General features: G+C 61.8%; 21 protein-coding genes. 20 read left to right on the top strand and 1 reads right to left on the bottom strand.

Annotation, left to right across the window (positions count from 1 at the left end):
• Positions 1 to 17: 17 nt before the first annotated feature.
• From ACQ4W7_RS01150 to ACQ4W7_RS01090, 13 genes are all read left to right on the top strand, one after another.
• Positions 18 to 1,286, top strand: coding sequence for a YeaH/YhbH family protein (locus ACQ4W7_RS01150; RefSeq protein ID WP_436527874.1), 1,269 nt, complete (start codon positions 18 to 20; stop codon positions 1,284 to 1,286).
• Complete coding sequence (locus tag ACQ4W7_RS01145) at positions 1,286 to 2,887, top strand: SpoVR family protein (protein WP_426071772.1); 1,602 nt, start codon at positions 1,286 to 1,288, stop codon at positions 2,885 to 2,887. The genes ACQ4W7_RS01150 and ACQ4W7_RS01145 overlap by 1 nt, the downstream gene beginning before the upstream one ends.
• 538 nt (positions 2,888 to 3,425) lie before the next feature.
• Entirely contained in the window at positions 3,426 to 4,082 is a 657-nt protein-coding gene (locus ACQ4W7_RS01140) for an energy transducer TonB (RefSeq protein ID WP_219135966.1), read from the top strand.
• Positions 4,083 to 4,168: 86 nt separating this feature from the next.
• A complete protein-coding gene (locus ACQ4W7_RS01135; RefSeq protein WP_167468694.1) occupies positions 4,169 to 5,098 on the top strand; it encodes a MotA/TolQ/ExbB proton channel family protein in 930 nt (309 codons plus the stop codon).
• A 5-nt stretch (positions 5,099 to 5,103) separates the two neighbouring features.
• Positions 5,104 to 5,532, top strand: coding sequence for an ExbD/TolR family protein (locus ACQ4W7_RS01130; protein WP_100874176.1), 429 nt, complete (start codon positions 5,104 to 5,106; stop codon positions 5,530 to 5,532).
• 105 nt (positions 5,533 to 5,637) lie between these two features.
• Positions 5,638 to 6,069: an ExbD/TolR family protein gene (locus ACQ4W7_RS01125; protein WP_180977327.1), complete on the top strand. Its 432-nt coding sequence runs from the start codon at positions 5,638 to 5,640 to the stop codon at positions 6,067 to 6,069.
• Between the two features lie 78 nt (positions 6,070 to 6,147).
• Positions 6,148 to 7,359 carry a tetratricopeptide repeat protein gene (locus ACQ4W7_RS01120; RefSeq protein ID WP_436527871.1) on the top strand — a complete coding sequence of 404 codons (1,212 nt, stop codon included), beginning with the start codon at positions 6,148 to 6,150 and terminating at the stop codon, positions 7,357 to 7,359.
• Between the two features lie 284 nt (positions 7,360 to 7,643).
• Positions 7,644 to 8,615 carry a bifunctional riboflavin kinase/FAD synthetase gene (locus ACQ4W7_RS01115; RefSeq protein ID WP_426071583.1) on the top strand — a complete coding sequence of 324 codons (972 nt, stop codon included), beginning with the start codon at positions 7,644 to 7,646 and terminating at the stop codon, positions 8,613 to 8,615.
• Between the two features lie 81 nt (positions 8,616 to 8,696).
• Entirely contained in the window at positions 8,697 to 11,597 is a 2,901-nt protein-coding gene (ileS, locus tag ACQ4W7_RS01110) for an isoleucine--tRNA ligase (protein ID WP_436527868.1), read from the top strand.
• Between the two features lie 83 nt (positions 11,598 to 11,680).
• A complete protein-coding gene (lspA, locus tag ACQ4W7_RS01105) occupies positions 11,681 to 12,190 on the top strand; it encodes a signal peptidase II (RefSeq protein WP_426071581.1) in 510 nt (169 codons plus the stop codon).
• A 17-nt stretch (positions 12,191 to 12,207) separates the two neighbouring features.
• Entirely contained in the window at positions 12,208 to 13,428 is a 1,221-nt protein-coding gene (gene coaBC, locus ACQ4W7_RS01100; protein ID WP_034785232.1) for a bifunctional phosphopantothenoylcysteine decarboxylase/phosphopantothenate--cysteine ligase CoaBC, read from the top strand.
• 34 nt (positions 13,429 to 13,462) lie between these two features.
• Positions 13,463 to 13,912, top strand: a complete 450-nt coding sequence (gene dut, locus ACQ4W7_RS01095) for a dUTP diphosphatase (protein WP_426071579.1) — start codon at positions 13,463 to 13,465, stop codon at positions 13,910 to 13,912.
• Positions 13,913 to 13,922: 10 nt separating this feature from the next.
• Positions 13,923 to 15,026: a M48 family metalloprotease gene (locus ACQ4W7_RS01090; protein ID WP_436527865.1), complete on the top strand. Its 1,104-nt coding sequence runs from the start codon at positions 13,923 to 13,925 to the stop codon at positions 15,024 to 15,026.
• A 122-nt stretch (positions 15,027 to 15,148) separates the two neighbouring features.
• Here ACQ4W7_RS01090 and ACQ4W7_RS01085 read toward each other — a convergent pair whose 3' ends face one another.
• Positions 15,149 to 15,289, bottom strand: coding sequence for a hypothetical protein (locus ACQ4W7_RS01085; RefSeq protein ID WP_162835767.1), 141 nt, complete (start codon positions 15,287 to 15,289; stop codon positions 15,149 to 15,151).
• A 100-nt stretch (positions 15,290 to 15,389) separates the two neighbouring features.
• Here ACQ4W7_RS01085 and ACQ4W7_RS01080 point away from each other — a divergent pair, with 100 nt between their 5' ends.
• From ACQ4W7_RS01080 to ACQ4W7_RS01050, 7 genes are all read left to right on the top strand, one after another.
• Positions 15,390 to 16,397, top strand: a complete 1,008-nt coding sequence (locus ACQ4W7_RS01080) for an XdhC family protein (protein ID WP_426071771.1) — start codon at positions 15,390 to 15,392, stop codon at positions 16,395 to 16,397.
• An 80-nt stretch (positions 16,398 to 16,477) separates the two neighbouring features.
• Positions 16,478 to 17,395, top strand: a complete 918-nt coding sequence (locus ACQ4W7_RS01075) for a DNA-3-methyladenine glycosylase family protein (RefSeq protein ID WP_436527862.1) — start codon at positions 16,478 to 16,480, stop codon at positions 17,393 to 17,395.
• A gap of 57 nt (positions 17,396 to 17,452) precedes the next feature.
• Positions 17,453 to 17,824, top strand: coding sequence for a COG4315 family predicted lipoprotein (locus ACQ4W7_RS01070; protein ID WP_436527860.1), 372 nt, complete (start codon positions 17,453 to 17,455; stop codon positions 17,822 to 17,824).
• Positions 17,825 to 17,845: 21 nt separating this feature from the next.
• Entirely contained in the window at positions 17,846 to 18,367 is a 522-nt protein-coding gene (locus tag ACQ4W7_RS01065; protein ID WP_426071575.1) for an RNA polymerase sigma factor, read from the top strand.
• Positions 18,364 to 19,161: an anti-sigma factor family protein gene (locus ACQ4W7_RS01060; protein ID WP_436527858.1), complete on the top strand. Its 798-nt coding sequence runs from the start codon at positions 18,364 to 18,366 to the stop codon at positions 19,159 to 19,161. The genes ACQ4W7_RS01065 and ACQ4W7_RS01060 overlap by 4 nt, the downstream gene beginning before the upstream one ends.
• A 149-nt stretch (positions 19,162 to 19,310) precedes the next feature.
• Positions 19,311 to 19,787 carry a (2Fe-2S)-binding protein gene (locus tag ACQ4W7_RS01055; RefSeq protein WP_436527856.1) on the top strand — a complete coding sequence of 159 codons (477 nt, stop codon included), beginning with the start codon at positions 19,311 to 19,313 and terminating at the stop codon, positions 19,785 to 19,787.
• Positions 19,784 to 22,093 (top strand): xanthine dehydrogenase family protein molybdopterin-binding subunit, encoded by a 2,310-nt coding sequence (locus ACQ4W7_RS01050; protein ID WP_436527854.1) that lies wholly within the window; start codon positions 19,784 to 19,786, stop codon positions 22,091 to 22,093. The genes ACQ4W7_RS01055 and ACQ4W7_RS01050 overlap by 4 nt, the downstream gene beginning before the upstream one ends.
• The last annotated feature ends 1 nt before the right edge of the window (position 22,094 follow it).

The raw sequence follows: 22,094 nt of genomic DNA, 5'->3' as shown, positions 1-22,094 counted from the left end.
AGGCAAGGAGGCACCCTTTGACATACCTCATCGACAGGCGCTTGCAAAGCAAGAATAAATCCGCCGTCAACCGCGAGCGTTTCCTGCGGCGTTACAAGAGCCAGATCAAGGATGCCGTGGGACGCGCCATCAAGGGGCGCTCGATCACGGACGTCGAGAATGGCGAAAAGGTCAGCATCCCCGTCAAGGACGTGGGCGAACCGTCGTTCGGCCACGCGCATGGGGGCGTATGGGAAGTGGTCAATCCCGGCAACAAGGAATACTTGAAAGGCGACCAGATCGCCCGGCCGAAAGGCGGCGGTGGCGGCGGGCGGGGCAAGGCGGGCAATAGCGACGAGACGACGGAAGACGATTTCATCTTCGAATTGTCGCGCGAAGAATTCATGAATTATTTCTTCGAGGACTTGGAATTGCCGCACATGGTGAAAACCCAGTTGACGGCCACCACGGAATTCAAGAACCAGCGCGCCGGCTACAATATGTCGGGCACGCCATCGAACATCCATGTGCTGCGTTCCCTGCGCGGCGCGCTCGGGCGGCGCATCGCCGTCGGCGGCGGCGCCCGCAAGCAGCTGGCGCAGGCCGAAGAAGACCTGGCCGCCCTGCTGCACGAAGGCGCGCCCGACAGCGATCCGCTGGTGGTGGAGCTGCGCCGCCTGATCCACCACCTGCATACGCGCTTGCTGGCGATTCCCTTCATCGACCCGTTCGATTTACGCTACAGCAACCGCATCAAGGTGCCCAAGCCCATGACGCAGGCCGTCATGTTTTGCATCATGGACGTCTCCGGCTCCATGGACGAATCGCGCAAGGACACGGCCAAGCGCTTCTTCATCCTGTTGTATCTGTTCCTCAAGCGCGCCTACGACAAGATCGAGGTCGTCTTCATCCGCCACCATACGGCGGCGGCGGAAGTGGACGAGCATGAATTCTTCAATTCGCGCGAATCGGGCGGCACCGTGGTGTCTTCCGCCTTGCACTTGCTCAATACCATCATCGACGAGCGCTATGGCGCGGGGCAATGGAACAGCTATGTGGCGCAGGCCTCCGACGGCGACAATTGGGACAACGATTCCGTGCTGTGCCGCCAGTTGCTGATCAACACCATCATGCCCAAGGTGCAGTACTACACCTATGTCGAGATCACCGACGGCCCGCAGCAAAACCTGTGGGAGCAATATGCGGGCGTGCTCGACCATCACGCCCATTTCGCCATGCAAAAGATCGTCACGCCGGCCGATATCTACCCGGTCTTCCGCGAACTGTTCAAAAAACAGGTGAAATGATGAGTGCAGCCTTTGACCGCGCCAGCAACACCCCGGGCGAACCGTTCGTGCGCCTGCGCCACCCGAACGCCCTGCCCGAGCAGTCGGAATGGACCTTCGAGCTGATCGAGCAAATCCACGAGGAAATCCGCCGCGTGGCAAAACAATTCGGCCTGGATACCTATCCGAACCAGCTGGAAATCATCACGGCCGAACAGATGATGGATGCCTACACCTCGGTCGGCATGCCCGTTTCCTACAACCACTGGTCGTTCGGCAAGCATTTTCTTTCCACCGAGAAAAGCTACAAACGAGGCCAGATGGGCCTGGCCTACGAGATCGTCATCAACTCGAACCCGTGCATCGCGTATTTAATGGAGGAAAACAGCCTGACCATGCAGTCGCTGGTGATCGCCCATGCGGCCTATGGCCATAACTCCTTCTTCAAGGGCAACTATCTATTCCGCGCCTGGACGGATGCCGATGCCATCATCGACTATATGGTGTTTGCCAAGAATTACATCGCCGAATGCGAACAGCGCCATGGCGTCGATGCGGTGGAATTGCTGCTCGACTCTTGCCACGCCATCCAGAACTATGGCGTGGACCGCTACAAGCGCCCGGCGAAACTGTCGATGGTGAAGGAATATGCGCGCCAGAAAGAGCGTGAAGCGTATGTGCAGTCGCAGATCAACCAGCTGTGGCGCACCCTGCCCCGGCGTGAAGATGACGAGGAGGAGGACGACCAGCGCAAGGCTGCCCCCCGCTTTCCGCCCGAACCCGAGGAAAACCTGCTGTACTTTATAGAGAAGTACGCGCCGCTGCTGGAACCATGGCAGCGCGAGATGGTGCGCATCGTGCGCAAGATTTCCCAGTATTTCTATCCGCAGCGGCAAACCCAGGTGATGAACGAGGGTTGGGCCACCTTCTGGCACTACACCATATTGAACCAGTTGTATGACGAAGGCGTGGTGGGCGACGGCTTCATGATGGAATTTCTGAAAAGCCATACCAACGTGGTCTACCAGCCGCCCATCGACAGCCCCTACTACAGCGGCATCAACCCGTATGCGCTGGGTTTTGCCATGATGAGCGATATCCGCCGCATCTGCGAGCATCCGACCGATGAAGACCGCGCCTGGTTCCCTGACATCGCCGGCAGCGACTGGCGCAAGAGCCTGGACTTTGCCATGCGCAATTTCAAGGATGAAAGCTTCATCGCCCAGTATTTGTCGCCGCGGCTGATCCGCGAATTCCATTTCTTTGCGGTGCTCGACGACGACAAGAATGAAAAGCTGGCCATTTCCGCCATCCACGACGATGCCGGCTACCGCTACGTGCGCCAGCAACTGGCCGAACAGTACAACCTCGGCAACCGCGAGCCGAATATCCAGGTCTGGTCCGTCAATACGCGCGACGACCGCGCATTGACCTTGCGCCACACGCAATTCCTGCGCCGCCCGCTGAACCAGCAGGCAGCCGAAGTGCTCAAGCATGTGGCACGGCTGTGGGGCTTCGATGTGCACCTCGATACGGTCGATCCGCACGGCGTCGTCCTGGGCACCCTGAATTGCCGGCGCGAAAAGCGCAACCGCCGCGACGATGCGCCGGCACGGCCATAAGTGATCTTCTTGGCAATGATTTTAGCAAGAACATAAGCGCATCCTATGCCGCCATAGGAATTCCGTATGGCCTGGCGACGTCGACACGGCCGCCGGGAGCGTCTTTTTTGACCTGGATGAAGTGCCTTTCGCACCCGATTGGTGCGCACCGATGGCTAAGTGGTCTGGTTCCGAGGCAAAATATTTCCCCGAGGAAATATTTTTCTCCAAATTTAGCAGTTTCCATATTGAATATCACGAAATATAATTCCGTCATAAGGTCACATCGGAGAACTTAGCAGTGGTAGCCCAAAACGGCTGTAAAAAACCGATAAGACCGCCTTTTTTTATGTCCGAAAGCGTGCAAAGATGACATAAGCAAGTACGTTTTCAGGGCGCAAAAGCGCCAAAAATTTAACCGGTTTTAGGCGTTAAAAATCTGTGTAAAATAAAGAATTCGTATGTATAATTCGGCGACGTCCCGGATACGGCTGGAGCTTTGTGTCGTCATTTTGGGGTTCAGTTGCAAGACAAGAGATGGTATTTGGAGAAAGCAGGCATGAATTTTTCGAACGAGAAAAGTCCCAAGAACTACACAGGCATAACCGTCGTTGTCCTGCTGCACGTTCTCGCGGCTTACGGGATCGCGACGGGCTTGGGCAAGCGGTTGGTCACCAAAATGATGGAACCGGTTGAAACCAAGATTATCGAGGAAGTCAAACCGCCTCCACCGAAGGATCTTCCACCGCCACCACCGCCGCCAGAAATGAAAGCGCCACCGCCGCCATTCATTCCGCCAGTCGAGGTGAACGTGCAGCAGCCGCCACCACAACAGAACGTGATTGCAAATACGACTGCTGTGAAGCCAGCCACGAATGTATTGGCACCGCCAACGGCGCCTGCACAGCCTGCGCCAACTCCTGGACCAGCCAAATCGGTGCGTACACCGGCCGTGGTTGACTTCAGTGTCTGCGAAAAACCGGCTTATCCAAAGTCGTCGCAGCGCAATGAGGAAACCGGCGTGGTGACACTGTCGTTCCTGATCGGTGTAGACGGCAAGGTCGCTGATTCGAAGATCGTGAAGTCCAGCGGCTTCAGAGACCTGGACAAAGCCGCAGTGCAAGGTATCAGCCGCTGTACATTCAAGCCGGCAACAGTTGACGGCAAGCCGGAACAAGGCTGGCAGCAAATGCAATACGTTTGGTCGCTGGATTAAAACCCGAGGCAGTTATCCCCTGTCTCACACTATGATTTCGTTGTCATTACGTTCAGCGATCTGTTATTTTTAATTTTGGAGGAAGCATGTTTAAGAATACCCGTTTGTCCGCATTTTTTGCCGCGGTTCTGTTGTCCGTTACCGCTACTACCGCTCTGGTAGCAGCTCCGGCATTCGCTGACGCGCCAGCATCGGCTGCCGCTTCGGCTCCTGCGGCAGACGCTGCACCAGCACCAGTTGCCGCAGATGCCGCCGCTCCAGCAGCAGACGCAGCAGCTCCAGCCGCTGATGCAGCCGCTCCAGCCAAAACCGAAGAAGTGCACAACCCGTTCGGCCTGTCCGCAGTATGGGACGGCGGCTTCGTGCCACGCGCTACCCTGATCATCCTGTCCATCATGTCGATCGGCAGCTGGTACATCATCATCACCAAGCTGCTGGATCAAATGAAGATCTTCAAGCAAGCGAAAGAAGCCGCTTCCAAATTCTGGAAAGCTCCTTCGATCGCAGCTGGTTCGGCAACCTTGAGCGAAGGCTCGCCATTCCGCTTCATCGCTGAATCGGGCACCAAGGCAACCGCGCACCATGACGGCGCCCTGCTGGAACAAATCGATCTGTCGACCTGGGTGACGATGTCGATCCAGCGCGCTTCGGACAAAGTCCAATCGCGTCTGCAAGATGGCCTGTCGTTCCTGGCAACCGTTGGTTCGACCGCACCGTTTATCGGTCTGTTCGGTACCGTTTGGGGTATTTACGGCGCGCTGACCGCTATCGGCATGACCGGTAACGCATCGATCGATAAAGTGGCAGGTCCAGTTGGCGAAGCCCTGATCATGACCGCTTTCGGTCTGCTGGTCGCCGTTCCTGCCGTTCTGGGTTACAACTGGTTGGTTCGTCGTAACAAATCCGCAATGGAAGACATCCGCTCGTTCAGCGCCGACGTTCACTCGGTTCTGGTTTCCGGCGTAATGTCGACCAGCGAAGCTGGCCGTGCTGCCGGCGCTAAAAAGATCGGATAAGAATCATGTCGATGTCCGTCGGCTCCGACAGCGGAGATGAAGATCAAGTAATGTCAGAAATCAACACGACGCCGCTCGTCGACATCATGTTGGTTTTGCTGATCATTTTCTTGATTACGAGTCCGGTTGTCCTCAAGCTGCAGAAAATCGATCTGCCGATTGAGACGAACCAAGCCCTGCAAACCAAGCCAGAGAACGTTAACATTGTTGTTAATAAGGACGGCGAGATTTACCTGGGCCAGACCAGACTGAAAGACACGAACGAGCTGTTCGATTATCTTAAAGTTGAAGCAGTGAAAGTACCGCAGCCGGAAGTACACGTTCGTGGCGACCAAGAAACACGCTACGAATCGATCGGCCGGGTTATTTACACGACCCAACGTGCCGGGATCCAGAAGGTCGGCTTCATCACCGAACCACCTGACAAGGGCTGATAGCGACTGGCAGCGGCGTCCCGGCAACACGCGGACGCCACTGCCAGAAGTTGACCGGGCGGCAGTTTCGCCCGGCGCTTCGTTGGACTTCTTAAAGGAAACACTATGAGTATGAATGTCGGTTCGGGAAGCGCAGCAGGCGCGGATCCGGAACCAATGATGGAACTGAATATGACGCCCCTCATCGACGTGATGCTGGTGCTGATTATCATGTTGATCATCACGATTCCTAAGCAAAACCACTCGGTGAACTTGAACATGCCGGTCGGCACCCCGCCGCCACCGACAACCGAACCAGTGGTCGTCACGATTGATGTCGATTTTGACGGTACGATCTTGTGGGACAATCAGGTCGTTCCTGACCGCGCTTCGCTGGAAGCCAAGCTGAGCAACGTTGCTGCGCAAGCAGACCAGCCGGAAGTGCATCTGCGTCCGAACAAGCTGGTGGAATACAAAGTCGTCGCCGGTGTGATGGCGTCGGCGCAGCGTCTGGGTGTGACCAAAATCGGTCTGGTCGGCAACGAGCAATTCCAGTAAGCTGCAGCAATCAGGTTCTCTTTACATCCGAATAGGCAGGACTTCCTGCCTATTCGCTTTTTACTGAAAGACTTTCTTATGTCCAAGTTTCGTCTCGCTCATCTCGGCCTCGTCATGGCCGCTATCGGTTTTACCGCAGCAACTCCCGTAATCGGCCTGGGCTCGCTGGCATACGCCGCGGACACCGTGCGTGCCGAAGTGGGCAAGCCACTGCAAGAAGCGCAAAAACTCGCTAGCAGCGGCAAAAACAAGGAAGCACTGGCCAAGCTGCGCGAAGCTGACAGCGTCGGCGGCAAGACCGCCTTTGAAAGCTACCAGATCGAGCGCGTGCGCGCCTCGGCCGCTGCTGCTGCCGGCGATAACGGCACCGCCATCAAGGCTTTCGAAGCCGTCATCAATTCCGGTCGCCTGAGCGCCGCCGAAGCACCAAAATTCACGCAAGCGCTGGCAGGCATGTACTACCGCGCCAAGGACTGGCCCAATACCGTCACCTGGATCAAACGCTCGCTGAAAGACCGCGACGATGCGCAGATGCGCGAATTGCTGATCCAGACCTACTACGTCAGCGGCAACTACGCCGAAGCGGCCAAGGAACTGCAAGCGCGCGGCGGCAACTCGGAAGCGAGCCTGCAAATGCTGGCCAACATCCAGTTGAAGCAAAACGACAAGGGCGGCTACGTTGCTACCCTGGAAAAACTGGCATCGAACTATCCAAAAACCAGCTACTGGGCTGACCTGCTGAACCGCGTCTCGGGCAAACCTGGCTTCTCGCAACGCCTGGGCCTGGATGTCCAGCGCCTGCGCCTGGCCAACGGCCTGTTCAGCAAGCCGTCCGAATACATGGAAATCAGCCAGCTGGCCCTGCAAGCAGGCAATCCTGGCGAAGCTTTGACCATCATCGAGCAAGGCTACAAAAAAGGCGCACTGGGCACCGGTACCGATGCACCACGTCACCAGCGCCTGAAAGATCTGGCCCTGAAAACCCAGGCCGACCTGAAAGCCAGCGCCGCCAAGTCGGAAGCGGAATACGTCAAGAACAAGGACGCCGACAGCTTGAGCAAGCTGGGCTTCGCCCTGGTCTACGACGGTCAGGCCGAGAAGGGCATGGGCTTGATGAACGATGCCGTGAAAATGGGCACCGCCAAGTACGCGGAAGAAGCCAAGCTTCATCTGGGCATCGCCTACATCCACGCCGGCAAGAAGTCCAATGCAACGACGGCACTCAAGGCTGTCAAGGGCACCGATGGCGCTGCGGACCTGGCCCGTTACTGGACCCTCATGAACAAGTAATTGACATCGAACCCACGCTACTGCGCGTCGCGCTTTGCGGCCTGTGATGCTCACCGTACTCACGTACGGTTGCGCTTCTCGACCGCAAATCACTGCCGCTCGCTACGCTTGGGCTCGACGTTGAAAGTGCATTGAATCAATACTAAAGCGTTGCCAGCTCACCCGCCGGCAACGCTTTTTGTTATTTCAGCAGTGAAATTCGCCCTGCGCCAGCCCTGCCGGGTGTGCATCCCTGAAACAGTCCGTATAATCCCCCTTTTGGCACAGTTTTTCATCAGATTCCTATGAAGGTATTCCGCGGACTTCCCAATGCCCAGGCACGAGCGCCTTGCGCTCTGACCATCGGCAATTTTGACGGTGTCCACATCGGCCATCAAGCCTTGCTGGCGCGCGTGCGCGGCGCGGCGACCGAACTCGGCATTGAAGCGGCCGTGATGACGTTCGAACCGCACCCGCGCGAATTCTTTGCGCAGCGCGCGGGCGACTTGTCAAAGGCGCCGCAACGCATCGCCAACCTGCGTGACAAGCTGCAGTCGCTGGACGACGCCGGCATCGACCGTGTCGTCGTCGAGCATTTCAGCGCCCAGTTCGCCGCCTTGACGCCGCAGGAATTCACGGAAAAAGTCCTCGTCGACGGCTTGCACGTGAAATGGCTGATGGTCGGTGACGATTTCTGCTACGGCGCCCGACGCGCCGGCGATGTCGCCATGTTGCAGGAAGCGGGCCGCAAATATGGCTTCCATGTAGAAACATTACCTACCGTGATGAACGGCAGCACGCGCATTTCGTCGTCCGCCGTGCGCCTGGCCCTGGCCGCCGGTGATTTCCCCCTGGCCACGCAGTTGCTGGGCCATCCGTATGCCATTTCCGGCCACGTCATCCACGGTCAGAAACTGGGCCGCACCCTGGGTTTCCCCACCCTGAACCTGCGCGTGGCGCATCGCCCCGCCCTGTCCGGCATCTTCATCGTGCAGGTGCACGGCCTGGGCCCGCAGCCGCTGCCCGCCGTGGCCAGCCTCGGCGTGCGCCCTACCGTCGACGACAGCGGCCGCGTCTTGTTGGAAGTGCATCTGTTTGATTTCGCCCAGTCCTGCTACGGCAAGCTGGTACGCGTGGAGTTCCTGCAAAAGCTGCGCGACGAAGAAAAGTATGACGACTTGCCCACCCTGACGGCCGCCATCGAGCGCGATTCGAACCAGGCGCGCGCCTATTTTGAGCAGCGCAGCGGCGCCATTACCGCTACCGACCGAATTTGACGCCGGCCAACTCCGCCGTCTGGCGGCGCCTGCCGCCGCAAACCCGCTACAAAAATAGACTCCATACCATTAAAGAAGATTATGTCCGATCAAAACAAGCCAGCCACGCCCAAGCAGAACAAGAAGCCTGAAAGCAAATACCCGGTCAACATGACGGAAACCCCGTTCCCGATGCGCGGCGACATGGCCAAGCGCGAGCCGCAATGGGTGCAGCAATGGCAAGACAAGAAAATCTACGAGCGCGTGCGCAAGGCTGCCGCCGGCCGTCCGAAATTCATCCTGCATGACGGCCCGCCGTACGCGAATGGCGATATCCACCTGGGCCACGCCGTCAACAAGATCCTCAAAGACATGGTCGTCAAGTCGCGCTCGCTGGCCGGCTTCGATGCGCCGTATGTGCCCGGCTGGGATTGCCACGGCATGCCGATCGAAATCCAGATCGAAAAACTGCACGGCAAGAACCTGCCGACGGCCGACGTACTGGAAAAAGCCCGCGCCTACGCGAATGTGCAAGTCGAGCGCCAGAAGAAGGATTTCATCCGCCTGGGCGTGCTGGGCGAGTGGGACAACCCGTATTTGACCATGGCGCACGGCAATGAAGCCGACGAATTGCGCGCGCTGGGCAAGTTGCTGGAAAAAGGCTATGTCTACCGCGGCCTGAAGCCGGTCAACTGGTGTTTCGACTGCCAGTCGGCGCTGGCCGAGGCGGAAGTGGAATACGCGGAAAAACGCGATCCTGCCATCGACGTGGGGTTCAAGTTCGCCGAGCCGGAAAAACTGGCGGCCGCCTTCGGCCTGCCTTCCCTGCCGACCGAGAACGGTTTCATCGTCATCTGGACCACCACGCCGTGGACCATCCCGTCGAACCAGGCGCTGAACGTACACCCGGAAGTCAAATACGCGCTGGTGAAAACCGAGCGCGATGGCCAGCCGCTGCTGCTGATCCTGGCGCAAGACCTGGTCGTGGCCAGCCTGGCGCGTTTCAAGCTCGATGGCACGACGATTGCCACCTGCGACGGCGCGGCCCTGGCCGGCATCAGCTTCCGCCACCCGCTGCATGCCAGCGACGCCTTCTACGACCGCTTGTCGCCTTTGTACCTGGCCGAATACGTGACCACGGAAAGCGGCACGGGCGTGGTGCACTCGGCGCCAGCCTACGGCCTGGACGACTTCATCTCGTGCAAGGCGCACGGCATGAAGGACGACGACATCATCAAGCCCGTCATGGGCGACGGCAAGTTCGCTTCCACCCTGCCCCTGTTCGGCGGCATGACCATCTGGGAAGCATCGAAACCGATCTGCAACGCCCTGCGCGAAGCGGGCGCGCTGTTCGAAGTCAAGATGTTCGACCACAGCTACATGCATTGCTGGCGCCATAAGACGCCGATCATCTACCGCGCCACCTCGCAGTGGTTCGCCGGCATGGACGTGACGCCGAAAGACGGCGGCGCGACCCTGCGTGAGACGGCATTGAAAGGCATCGCCGAGACCGAGTTCTTCCCGGACTGGGGCCAGGCGCGCCTGCACGGCATGATCGCCAACCGCCCTGACTGGACCCTCTCGCGCCAGCGCCAGTGGGGCGTGCCGATGGCCTTCATCGTGCACAAGGAAACGGGCGACCTGCATCCGCGCACGCCGGAACTGCTGGAGCAAGTGGCCAAGCTGATCGAAAAAAGCGGCATCGAGGCATGGCAGGCACTGGACTTGAAAGACCTGATCGGCGACGAAGCGGCCATCTACGCCAAGAACAAGGATACGCTGGACGTGTGGTTCGATTCCGGCGCCACGCACCAGACGGTGCTGGGCGGCCCGCAAAGCCACGGTTCGCACTCGACGCAGCTGCAATTCCCGGCCGACCTGTACCTGGAAGGTTCGGACCAGCATCGCGGCTGGTTCCACTCGTCCCTGCTGGTGTCGTCCATGCTGAATGGCCGTCCGCCGTACAAGGCCCTGCTGACGCACGGCTTCACGGTCGACGGCGAAGGCAAGAAGATGTCCAAGTCGCTGGGGAATACTTTGGCGCCGCAAAAGATCTCGGACACGCTGGGCGCGGACATCCTGCGCCTGTGGATCGCCTCGACCGACTACACGGGCGAGCTGTCGATCTCCGATGAAATCCTGAAACGCGTGACCGAATCGTATCGCCGCATCCGCAACACCCTGCGCTTCCTGCTGGCGAACACCTCGGACTTCAACCAGGCCACGGACGCCGTGCCAGTGGCGGAGATGTTCGAAATCGACCGCTATGCGCTGGCCAACATGGCATCGCTGCAAACGCAGATCGAAAACAATTACGCGCGCTACGAGTTCCACCCGGTGGTGTCGAAGCTGCAGACGTACTGTTCGGAGGACTTGGGCGGCTTCTACCTGGACATCCTGAAGGACCGCCTGTACACCTCGGGCCTGACCTCGCACGCGCGCCGTTCGGCGCAAACGGCCCTGTGGCACATCACGCAAAGCCTGCTGCGCCTGATGGCTCCAGCCCTGTCGTTCACGGCCGAGGAAGCATGGGCCGTCTTTGCCGGCAGCGAAGCGTATGCCGCCAGCGATGAAACCATCTTCACGCAAACCTGGTGGCAGCTGCCGGAAGTGTCGGATGCGGCTGATTTGCTGGAGAAATACACGGCCCTGCGCGCCGTGCGCACGGACGTCACAAAACAGCTGGAAGACTTGCGCACTTCGGGCGCCATCGGCTCCTCGCTGCAGGCGGAACTGACGATCAAGGCCGCGCCGATGAAGTACAAGCTGTTGACCACCCTGGGCGAGGACTTGAAATTCGTCTTCATCACCTCGCAGGCCACGGTGGCCGAAGTGGCCGACGAAGCGGCCGAGGAAGTGGTTGTGGCCGCGTCGACGGCGCCGAAGTGCGAGCGCTGCTGGCACTACCGTAGCGACGTGGGCACGGACGCCGCGCATGCTACCCTGTGCGGCCGCTGCATCAGCAATCTGTTTGGAAAAGGCGAATCGCGCCGTTTCGCATAGACTGTCACCCCGGGGCGCTGCCTGCGTCCCGCTTCCAACCGCCGCCTGCTACCAGGCGGCGGCTTTATCTTCCCTGGAAAAATATGGCCACTAAAAACCGTTTTTCATCGAAATCGTCCTCCTCATCGTCGCTGGTGCCCTGGCTGGGCATTGCCGCCATCGTCATCCTGTTCGACCAGATTACCAAGATCACGATCCTGAAGACCTTCCGCTATGCGCAGGAAATGGTCATCACCTCGTATTTCAACCTGGTGCTCGCGTATAACAAAGGTGCCGCATTCAGCTTCCTGTCCGACCAGGGCGGCTGGCAGCGCTATTTTTTCACCGCCATCGCCCTGACGGCAGCCATCTACATCATTTATCTGCTGAAAAAGCACGCCGGCCAGCGCATGTTCTGCTGGGCCCTGGCGCTGATCCTTGGCGGCGCGCTGGGCAACGCCATCGACCGCCTGATGTATGGCCATGTGGTCGACTTCCTCGACTTCCACTGGAAAAGCTGGGGCCACTTCCCCGCCTTCAATATCGCCGACAGCGCCATCTGCATCGGCGCGGCCCTGTTCATCATCGATGAACTGCGCCGGGTAAACAAATAAACCAGCAGGAGAACGGCATGGAATTGTCTGGCAAAAAAATCGTCCTGGGACTTTCGGGCGGCGTCGCTTGCTACAAGGCGGCGGAACTGTGCCGCGCCCTGACCAAGGCCGGCGCCTCGGTGCAAGTGGTGATGACGGATGCGGCCAGCCACTTCATCACGGCCGTCACGATGCAGGCCCTGTCGGGCCACCCCGTGCACACCAGCCAGTGGGATGCGCGCATCGATAACAACATGGCGCATATCGATTTGACGCGCCATGCGGACGCCATCCTGATCGCGCCGTGTTCAGCCGATTTTCTGCGCAAGCTCGCGCATGGCGTGTGCGACGACCTGCTGTCGACCCTGTGCCTGGCCCGTCCATCCCACCTGCCTTTGCTGGTGGCGCCCGCCATGAACGTGGAAATGTGGCAGAACCCCGCTACGCAGCGCAATGTGCAGCAACTGCGCGACGATGGCATCAAGCTGTTCGGCCCGGCCGCCGGCGAACAGGCGTGCGGCGAAGTAGGACTGGGCCGCATGCTGGAACCGGAGCAGTTGCTGACGGAGCTGATCGCCGCCTTCCAGCCGAAAGTCCTGGCGGGCAAGCGCGTGCTGGTCACCGCCGGCCCTACTTTTGAGGCCATCGACCCGGTACGCGGCATCACCAATCTGTCCTCGGGCAAGATGGGCTATGCAGTGGCGCGCGCGGCGCGCGAAGCGGGCGCCGAGGTGCTGCTCATTTCCGGCCCCACGGCCCTGGACGCGCCCTTCGGCGTGCGCCGCATCGATGTGCAAAGCGCGCAGCAGATGCATGATGCGGTGCTGGCCCACGTCGACGGCCAGCATGTCTTCGTCGCCGTGGCCGCCGTGGCCGACTGGCGCGTGGCCAACGCCAGCGACCAGAAGATGAAAAAACAGGCCGACGGCTCCGTGCCCGAACTGCAGTTCGCGCAAAACCCCGACATCCTGGCCACCGTGGCGGCGCGCACCAACCTGGCCGGCTATCCGTATTGCGTCGGCTTTGCCGCCGAATCTGAAAACCTGGTGGAATTCGGCTCGACCAAGCGCGAGAAAAAAGGCATTCCATTGCTGGTCGGCAATATCGGCCAGAACACGTTTGGCCAGGACGACAACACCATCATCCTGTTCGACGAGGAAGGCCATACGGTGCTGCCACGCGCCTCGAAACTGAACCTGGCGCGCCAGCTGATTTCGGAAATCTCGAAGCGACTGGCAAAAAATTCGCTCCTCAAGTAACCGTTTATACGACTTAGCTTAGTTAGTTAGATTAATGAAAAATATCGACATCAAGATCCTCGACGCCCGCATGCAAGAACTGCTGCCGGCCTACGCCACCCCAGGCAGCGCCGGCCTGGACCTGCGCGCCTGCATAGCCTCGCCCATCACCATCGAAGCGGGCCAGACGGTGCTCATTCCCACCGGCCTGGCCATCCACATCGGCGACCCGTCGTATGCGGCCATGATCCTGCCGCGCAGCGGCATGGGTCACAAAAACGGCATCGTCTTGGGGAATCTGGTAGGCTTGATCGACTCCGATTACCAGGGCCAGTTGATGGTATCGACCTGGAACCGGGGCCAGAGCGCATTCACGCTCAACCCCATGGAACGCCTGGCGCAACTGATTATCGTGCCGGTGCTGCAAGTGGGCTTTAACGTCGTCGAAGAATTCGGCGACAGCGAACGCGGTGTTGGCGGTTTCGGCAGCACCGGCAAACATTAAGGATTGTCTTATGCCAGGTTTCCGCCATCTGAACTCAGCCTCAACTTCGCTGTGCCGATTGGCCACTCCCTTACTGCTGGCCAGTGCGGCCATCCTCGCCGGCTGCACCACGCCGGCGACGACTGTCAGCGGCCCGTTCAACGTGGTGCCGGCGCCCGATGCGCCTGCCCCGACGGCGCAACAGAAGGCGGCGCAGGAAGAACTGGTGAAGATGGTGGCGCTGCAGGACCGCCTGTCGAAAGTCTCGGCGCCCCTGCTGATCAACAATGCGGACCTGTGCAAGACGTATGCGCGCAACCTGTTGGGCTTTACGGCGCAGAACAAATACTCGTACCCGGGCATCTATGCCGACGCAGCGCAGGCAGCGCTCGGCTATGGCGAACAGATGCAGGTCTCCGGCGTCTTGCCGGGCAGTGGCGCCGCGCGCGCCGGCTTGCGCAAGGGTGATGGCTTGCTGGCAGCTGAAGGCAAGCCGCTGCCGTCCGGCCCGAAAGCGGAAGGTCCGTTTGGCGCCATCGTCGGCCCGCTGGCCTCGAAAAGCGCCAGTCTGAACATGACCATCGCCCGCGACGGCCAGCAGCAGGACCTCAAAATTCCCGTCACGCGCGCCTGCGCCTTCCGTGTCGCCCTGGGCAATGCGGACAATGTCAACGCGTATTCGGACGGCGCGCGCATCTTGCTCACGCGCGGCATGGTCAATGCGGCGCAAAATGACGAAGGCATCGCCTTCGTGATCGCCCGCGAAATGGCGCACAACATCCTTGACCACGCGCGCAGCCAGCGCACGGCGGGTACGGCCGGCAGCATCATCGACGGCCTGGGCGCCGTGCAACCCGACGTATCGATGCTGACGGGCGCCGCCGGCATCAAGGCCATGCCGCAGGAGCTCGACGTGCAAGCCGATATCCTGGCCATCTATCTGCTGGCGCGCGCCGGCTACAACGTCGACAACGCCGCCCGCTTCTGGCAACGCCTGGCCACGCAAGTGCCGGCAACGGTCGCCAACGGCTACACGGCCCTGCATCCGGGCACCAACTCGCGCATGGCGGCCATCAACCGCGCCGTGACCGACGTGCGCTCCAAGCAGGCGGCGAAGAAGCCGCTGAAGCCTTAAACCAAAAAAAGGGGGCCTGACAAAACCGTCGTGAGCGGCAGTGATTTGTGGCTAAGAAGCGCAACCGTGCTCTAGCACGGTGAGCATCGCAGGCCGCAAAGCGCGACGCGCAGCAGGTTTGCTCAGGCGCCCGGGAAATTGGGGAAGTAAGTACCCATGATCCAGGTCAAGGCACCGCAGAACACCACGGCTAAAAACAGGACAATGAGCAGCTTGCCGAACTTGGGAATACCCTCTTCTTGCGTCTTGACTTCATTTGACATGAAAATTCTCCGCAGGGTGGTGGAACAGGTAGTATATCCACAATCTTGAATACTATTCCATACTTTGCCGCAAACATGCGGCATGCAACTCTCGCGGCCCATGGACAGCATCGACCTTGAAGTTCTGAAAACCAGCGCCGCCTGGCTCGCTGCCGGCCATCGCTGCGAACTCGTCACCGTCATCAAGACCTGGGGTTCCAGCCCACGCCCCGTGGGCGCCACCCTGGCCATCTGCGACAATGGCACGGTGGTCGGTTCCGTCTCCGGCGGCTGCATCGAAGATGATCTGATCGATACCGTGCGCGTGCACGGCATCGTGCGCACGCAGCCGGAAATCGTCAGCTACGGCATCAGCGCCGACGAGGCGCACCGCTTCGGCCTGCCCTGCGGCGGCACCATCGAGCTGGCCATCGAGCCGCTGCATGCGGGCAGCCGCGTGGCCGAACTGCTGGCGCGCCTGGAAGCGCATGAACTGGTCGAACGCCGGCTCGACCTGCGCAGCGGCGCCGTCACCCTGCAGCGCGCCACGCCGGGCGCCGCGCTGGCCCTGGAAGGCGCGGTACTCACCACGCAGCATGGCCCGCGCTGGCGCTTGCTGATCATCGGCGCCAGCCAGCTGTCGCGCTTCGTGGCGCAAATCGCCACGGCCATGGATTACCACGTCATCGTCTGCGACCCACGTGAGGAATACCGGGGCGGCTGGAACGTGCCCGGCGTGCCCCTGTTGCACGCCATGCCGGACGACCTGGTGCTGGAACTCAAGCTCGACAGCCGCAGCGCCGTCGTCGCCCTCACGCACGATCCCAAGCTCGACGACCTGGCCCTGATGGAAGCGCTCAAATCGCCTGCGTTTTACGTGGGCGCCATCGGCTCGCGCGCCAACAATGCCAAACGCCGCGAGCGGCTGCTGCAGTTCGACGTCAGCGCGGAACAGCTGGCGCGCCTGCACGGCCCTATCGGCCTGTACATCGGCAGCAAGACGCCGTCCGAAATCGCCATTTCCATCCTGGCCGAGCTGACGGCCGTGAAAAACGGCGTGCCCGACGCACTGCAGATCCAGCACGCGGCGGCCCTGAGCCCTCCCGGCACAGATATCTGCGCGCGTTAAAGACAAAAGCAAGAAACGCGGTGCGCCCGCATCGCCTCCCTGATACCCTCCCTGATACGCCCACTGATTTCCTGCCCACCATGACCCTGCTGCACTGGACCCTCCCCCTGCCCGCCGGCTACCGCCGCGACGATGTCATCGCCTTCCACAGCCGCGATGCACAAGGCGTGGCGGAACAGCTTACCGCGACAGGCCTGCGCAAGGGCATCCTGCTTGCCGGCGTACCCGTAGTACTGGACGTCGCCTTCACGCAGGATGCTGCCATCTGCCAGGCAGACATCGATGGCGATGGCGATGCCGACCTTCAAACGCCCCTGCACGACGCCCTCCTGAACATCCTCGGCCTGCGCATCGATCCGCAGCCGTTTGCGCAACTGGCCGCCGCCGACCCGCTGCTGGCGCCTATGGTCCGCGTCAATCCGGGCTTGCGCATCGTGCAGTCGGCCAGCCCCTTCGAGGCGCTGACCTGGGCCATCATCGGCCAGCAGATCAACCTGCCGTTCGCCATCGCCCTGCGCCGCACCTTTATCTTGCAGGCGGGGCGCCGGCACGGCAGCGGTTTGTGGTGCTACCCGGAGGCGCGCGACGTAGCCAGGCTGTCGGTGGAAGAACTGACTAGCCGCAAATTCTCGCGCGCCAAGGCGGAAACCGTGCTGCGCCTGGCGCGCCTCGTCGACGAGGGCGCACTGTCGCTGGAGTTGCCGGCAGGCGGCGACGTGGCGGCCATTTCGCAAGCGCTGCTGGCCGTGAAGGGCATCGGCCCCTGGACCGTCAACTACGCGCTGCTGCGCGGCTACGGCTACGCCGACTGCTCGCTGCACGGCGACGTGGCCATCCGCGCCGCCCTGCAAAAACTGCTCGGCGAAGACAGCAAGCCGGACATGGCGCGCACGGAACAGTGGCTGCGTCAGTACGCGCCGCACCGCACCATGGCGGCCGCCCACCTGTGGGCCAGCCTGTACGCGCCGGACAAAAATATTTGTCCTGCCCGGGAATAAACGGCGGGCGGCACGCGTCTATCCCTTGCAAGCCCTCAAAACCTCAAGGAGACCATCATGCGCTTTACCACTTTTGCCGCCACCGCCCTTTTTACCGCCTTGTCCGCCCCGCTGGCTTTCGCCGCCGACGTCATGCCCGCCAACGGCATGCTGGTCAACACCAGCGGCATGACCGTGTATGTGTTCGACAAGGATGTCGCCGACAGCGGCAAGAGCGCCTGCAGCGGCGGCTGCCTGGTCGCCTGGCCCGCCGTCATCGCCACCGAAACGGCACCCGCCGCCCCGTATGGCAGCATCCAGCGCGAAGACAACGGTGCCATGCAGCTGACCTACAAGGGCAAGCCCCTGTACCTGTACAAGGAAGACAAGAAGCCGGGCGACGTGGCCGGCGACAATTTCAAGAACGTGTGGCACGTCGTCAAGCCGTAAACAGCCCTTCCCGCCCCGACGATGACTACGCCAGAGGATAGCCGCCAACTGCAAGCCTGCCTGCCCGGCCTGCGCCGCTATGCGCGCGCGCTGGTGGGCAGACTGCGTGCGGACGACCTGGTGCAGGACACCGTCGAGCGGGCGTGGCGCAGACTGGATCAATGGCAGCGGGGTAGCGAGATGCGGCCCTGGCTGTTTGCCATCATGCACAACCTGCACGTGGATCAGCTGCGCCGCCCCGGCCTGGCGCTGCAGGAGCTGGACGACGACACCGAGCTGCCCGCCCCGGAGCGCGCGCCGGGGCAAGCCATCGCCATCGGCGAAATGGATGCGGCACTGGCCTGTTTGCCGCTGGGACAGCGCGAAGTGATCTTGCTTGTCGCGCTAGAGCAAATGCCGTATGAACAGGTGGCGTCCACCCTGGGCATCCCCGTTGGCACCGTCATGTCGCGTTTGTCGCGCGGGCGCGACCGGCTGCGCGAACTGCTCGACGGCCGCCCCGCCGGCAGCCATGGCGCCCCCACCCTGAAAGTCGTGAAATGACAACGCAAGCCATCAGCGAAGCGCAATTGCATGCCCTGGCCGACGGCGTCTTGCCGGAAGAGCAGCGCGCGGCCATCGATGCCTACCTGCGCGCGCATCCGCAAGACGCCGCCAGGGTGGAAGCCTGGCGCGAGCAAAACCGGCAATTGCGCGCCCTGTTCGATCCGCTGCAGCAGGAAGCCGTGCCGCCGGCGTTGCTGCAGGCGGCGGCCCCGCCGGCCGCCAACCATGGCTGGTACCGCCCCGCCATGCAGGCGGCAGCGGCCGTCGTGCTGGTGCTCGCTGGCGGCATGGGCGGCTGGCTGCTGCGCGGAGATGCCAGCGATGCCGGCGATATACGGGCCACCAGCGCCAGCCCCCTGGCCCTGGCGCGCAGTGCCGCCATTGCCCATGCCGTCTACACGCCCGAAGTGCGCCACCCCGTGGAAGTGGGGGTCGAACAAGAGGCCCACCTGGTGCAATGGCTGTCGAAACGCCTGGGCAGCACATTGCAGCCGCCCGTGCTGTCGCCGCTCGGCTATCACTTGATCGGCGGACGGCTGCTGCCCGGCGATGGCAATGGCCCCGTGGCGCAGTTCATGTACGAAGAGGGCACTGGCAAGCGCCTCACCCTGTACGTGGCCAAGGAGCGGGCCGGCAGGCAGGAAACGGCGTTCCGCTACACGCAGGAAAAGGAGCTGGGCGTGTTTTACTGGATCGATGGTCAGATGGGCTACGCCTTGTCGGCCAGGCTGCCGAAAGCCGAGTTGGGCAAGATAGCCGACGCCGTGTATGCGCAGCTGGAAAGCCACTAAACAGACTCTTCCATTTTCCGGAATTCTGAAATCCATTTCACGCTACACCGTTGCAGGCGCAGTGGCGCTACCATCTCTTGATGAAGAGGCAGCCCGCCACGGGCCTGCCATTCCCGCCTTCCCCCGCAACCTCACCACCGAGGAAAAACATGACGACCCTGACCATCAATGGCAAGCAGCACCACCTTGCCCTGCCTGAAGACACGCCCCTGCTGTGGGCCTTGCGCGACGAGCTGGGCATGACCGGCACCAAATTCGGCTGCGGCATGGCCCTGTGCGGCGCCTGCACCGTGCACCTCGATGGCGAGGCCATCCGCTCCTGCGTGACGCCGGTGTCGGCCGTTGCAGGCAAGCGTATCACCACCATCGAAGCGGTGGGCGAAGACGAGGTCGGCCTGGCGCTGCAACAAGCCTGGCAGGAACACGGCGTGCCCCAATGCGGCTACTGTCAGGCCGGGCAAATCATGTCGGCCACGGTCCTGCTGCACAAGACGCCGGCGCCAAACGACAAGCAAATCCGTGAAGCAATGAGCGGCAATATCTGCCGCTGCGGCACCTATACGCGCATCCACGCCGCCATCAAGCAGGCCGCGACCAGCATCAACGCGAAAGGAGCTGCCAAATGAGCATCCTTGAAAACATCCCCGTCCTTACTTCGCCTGCGCGGCGCAACTGGCTCAAGGCCGCCGGCGCGCTGACCGGTTTGAGCCTGGTGGCAGGCCCCTCTGGCCTGGTGATGGCGGCCGGCGCCGTCAAATACGGCGGCGACAAGATGGCGGGCGGCGTAGTCGACGACAGCCTGGTCTTCCTGTCGATCGGCGCCGACGGCATCGTCACCATCGTGGCGCACCGCTCCGAAATGGGCCAAGGTATCCGCACCAGCCTGCCCATGGTGGCGGCCGACGAACTGGGTGCCGATTGGGCGCAGGTGCGCGTACAGCAAGCGCCCGCCGACGAGGCGCGCTACGGCAGCCAGGACACGGACGGTTCGCGCAGCATGCGCCACTCGTTCCGCGCCATGCGCCACGTGGGCGCCACGGCGCGCCTGATGCTGGAAACGGCGGCCGCCGTGCGCTGGGACGTGCCCGTGACGGAAGTGAAAGCCATCAACCATGCGGTCGTGCATGCGGCCAGCGGGCGCTCGCTGTCCTTCGGTGCCCTGGCCGGGGAAGCGGCCAAATTGCCGGTGCCGCCACGCGCGCGCATCAGCCTGAAAACGGCCGGCGAGCTGCGCTACATCGGGCAAACCAGCACGCGCGGCATCGACCTGCATGATATCGTCACGGGCAACACCCACTTTGGCATCGACACGCGCCTCGATGGCATGGCGTATGCCGTCATCGCCCGTCCGCCCGTATTCGGCGGCAAGCTGAAAAGCGTGGACAAGACGGCGGCCCTGAAAGTACCTGGCGTGCTGCGCATCGTCGAACTGGCGGGCAGTCCGCCGCCGGCCATGTTCAATCCGCTGGGCGGCGTGGCCGTCATCGCCAGCAACACCTGGGCCGCCATCAAGGGCCGCGAAGCGCTGGTGCTGGAATGGGAAGATGGCCCGAACGGCGGTTACGATTCGAAGGCCTTCCGCAAGACGCTGGAAGCGGCCGTGCGCCAGCCGGCCAACCCGGCGCGCGACCAGGGCAAGACGGTGGCCACCCTGGCCGCCGCTCCCGCCGCGCGTAAATTCAGTGCCGAATATTATCTGCCGCACCTGGCCCACGCCACCATGGAGCCACCCGCCGCCACCGTGCGTATCGCCGGCGGCAAAGCCGAAGTATGGGCCTGCGTGCAGGCGCCGCAAGCGACGCGCAGCAACGTGGCCAAGGCCCTGGGTCTGGCGTATGACGACGTGACCGTCCACGTGACCCTGCTCGGCGGCGGCTTCGGGCGCAAATCGAAACCCGATTTCGCCGTCGAGGCGGCGCTGCTGTCCAAGGCCATGGATGGCGCGCCCGTCAAGCTGACGTGGACGCGCGAAGACGACCTGCAGCACGACTACCTGCACACGGTGTCCGTCGAACGGCTGGAAGCGTCGCTCGACGCAAAAGGCCTGCCGACGGCCTGGCTGCACCGTACGGCCGCGCCCACCATCACCTCGACCTTTGCCGCCGGCGCAAACAAGCAGGCGCCGTTCGAGCTGGGCATGTCGGCCATCAACGTGCCGTTCGCCATTGCGAACATCCGCGTCGAAGTGCCCGAAGTGCCGGCGCACACGCGCATCGGCTGGTTCCGTTCCGTGTCGAACATCCCGCACGCGTTTGCCATCCAATCGTTCACGGCCGAACTGGCCCACGCGGCGAAGAAAGACCACCGCGACTACCTGCTGGCACTACTGGGCCCTGCGCGCAAGATCAACCCGGCCGACCTGTCCGATGGCTGGAACTATGGCGAAGACCCGGCCAAGTATCCGGTCGATATCGGCCGCATGCGCCACGTGATCGAGCTGGCGACAGCCAAGGCGGGCTGGGGCCGCAAGCTGCCCAAGGGACGGGGACTGGGCCTGGCCGTGTCCTACAGTTTTGTCACCTATGTGGCGGCCGTGATCGAAGTGGAGATCAATGCGGCCGGTGAAGTCATCGTGCCCAGGGTCGATATCGCCATGGATTGCGGACCGCAAATCAACCCGGACCGCGTGCGCTCGCAGATCGAGGGGGCTTGCATCATGGGCCTGTCGCTGGCCATGAGCGGCGAGATCAGTTTCAAGAATGGCCGGGTCGAGCAAAGCAATTTCCACGACTACGCCGTGCTGCGCGCCGCCGACGCGCCACGCATGATCCACACGCACCTGGTGCCGGGCACCCTGGACATGGAGCTGGGCGGCGTGGGCGAACCGGCCACGCCGCCCATCGCGCCGGCCCTCTGCAACGCTATCTTCGCCGCCACGGGCAAGCGCATCCGCGCCCTGCCGGTGGGCATGCAGTTGGCGAAGAAAGGCTGAG

The organism is Janthinobacterium algoris (assembly GCF_051380935.1).
GTDB lineage: Bacteria > Pseudomonadota > Gammaproteobacteria > Burkholderiales > Burkholderiaceae_D > Janthinobacterium.
The sequence above is the reverse complement of the archived record's forward strand: the minus strand, read 5'-3'. Positions and strand labels throughout refer to the sequence as shown.

Bases quoted from the DNA above. Each gene is read 5' to 3' on its own strand.
- ACQ4W7_RS01145 (WP_426071772.1), top strand. From the start codon at position 1,286: ATGAGTGCAGCCTTTGACCGCGCCAGCAACACCCCGGGCGAACCGTTC.
- ACQ4W7_RS01140 (WP_219135966.1), top strand. From the start codon at position 3,426: ATGAATTTTTCGAACGAGAAAAGTCCCAAGAACTACACAGGCATAACC.
- ACQ4W7_RS01135 (WP_167468694.1), top strand. From the start codon at position 4,169: ATGTTTAAGAATACCCGTTTGTCCGCATTTTTTGCCGCGGTTCTGTTG.
- ACQ4W7_RS01130 (WP_100874176.1), top strand. From the start codon at position 5,104: ATGTCGATGTCCGTCGGCTCCGACAGCGGAGATGAAGATCAAGTAATG.
- ACQ4W7_RS01125 (WP_180977327.1), top strand. From the start codon at position 5,638: ATGAGTATGAATGTCGGTTCGGGAAGCGCAGCAGGCGCGGATCCGGAA.
- ACQ4W7_RS01120 (WP_436527871.1), top strand. From the start codon at position 6,148: ATGTCCAAGTTTCGTCTCGCTCATCTCGGCCTCGTCATGGCCGCTATC.
- ACQ4W7_RS01115 (WP_426071583.1), top strand. From the start codon at position 7,644: ATGAAGGTATTCCGCGGACTTCCCAATGCCCAGGCACGAGCGCCTTGC.
- ileS (WP_436527868.1), top strand. From the start codon at position 8,697: ATGTCCGATCAAAACAAGCCAGCCACGCCCAAGCAGAACAAGAAGCCT.
- lspA (WP_426071581.1), top strand. From the start codon at position 11,681: ATGGCCACTAAAAACCGTTTTTCATCGAAATCGTCCTCCTCATCGTCG.
- coaBC (WP_034785232.1), top strand. From the start codon at position 12,208: ATGGAATTGTCTGGCAAAAAAATCGTCCTGGGACTTTCGGGCGGCGTC.
- dut (WP_426071579.1), top strand. From the start codon at position 13,463: ATGAAAAATATCGACATCAAGATCCTCGACGCCCGCATGCAAGAACTG.
- ACQ4W7_RS01090 (WP_436527865.1), top strand. From the start codon at position 13,923: ATGCCAGGTTTCCGCCATCTGAACTCAGCCTCAACTTCGCTGTGCCGA.
- ACQ4W7_RS01085 (WP_162835767.1), bottom strand. From the start codon at position 15,289: ATGTCAAATGAAGTCAAGACGCAAGAAGAGGGTATTCCCAAGTTCGGC.
- ACQ4W7_RS01080 (WP_426071771.1), top strand. From the start codon at position 15,390: ATGGACAGCATCGACCTTGAAGTTCTGAAAACCAGCGCCGCCTGGCTC.
- ACQ4W7_RS01075 (WP_436527862.1), top strand. From the start codon at position 16,478: ATGACCCTGCTGCACTGGACCCTCCCCCTGCCCGCCGGCTACCGCCGC.
- ACQ4W7_RS01070 (WP_436527860.1), top strand. From the start codon at position 17,453: ATGCGCTTTACCACTTTTGCCGCCACCGCCCTTTTTACCGCCTTGTCC.
- ACQ4W7_RS01065 (WP_426071575.1), top strand. From the start codon at position 17,846: ATGACTACGCCAGAGGATAGCCGCCAACTGCAAGCCTGCCTGCCCGGC.
- ACQ4W7_RS01060 (WP_436527858.1), top strand. From the start codon at position 18,364: ATGACAACGCAAGCCATCAGCGAAGCGCAATTGCATGCCCTGGCCGAC.
- ACQ4W7_RS01055 (WP_436527856.1), top strand. From the start codon at position 19,311: ATGACGACCCTGACCATCAATGGCAAGCAGCACCACCTTGCCCTGCCT.
- ACQ4W7_RS01050 (WP_436527854.1), top strand. From the start codon at position 19,784: ATGAGCATCCTTGAAAACATCCCCGTCCTTACTTCGCCTGCGCGGCGC.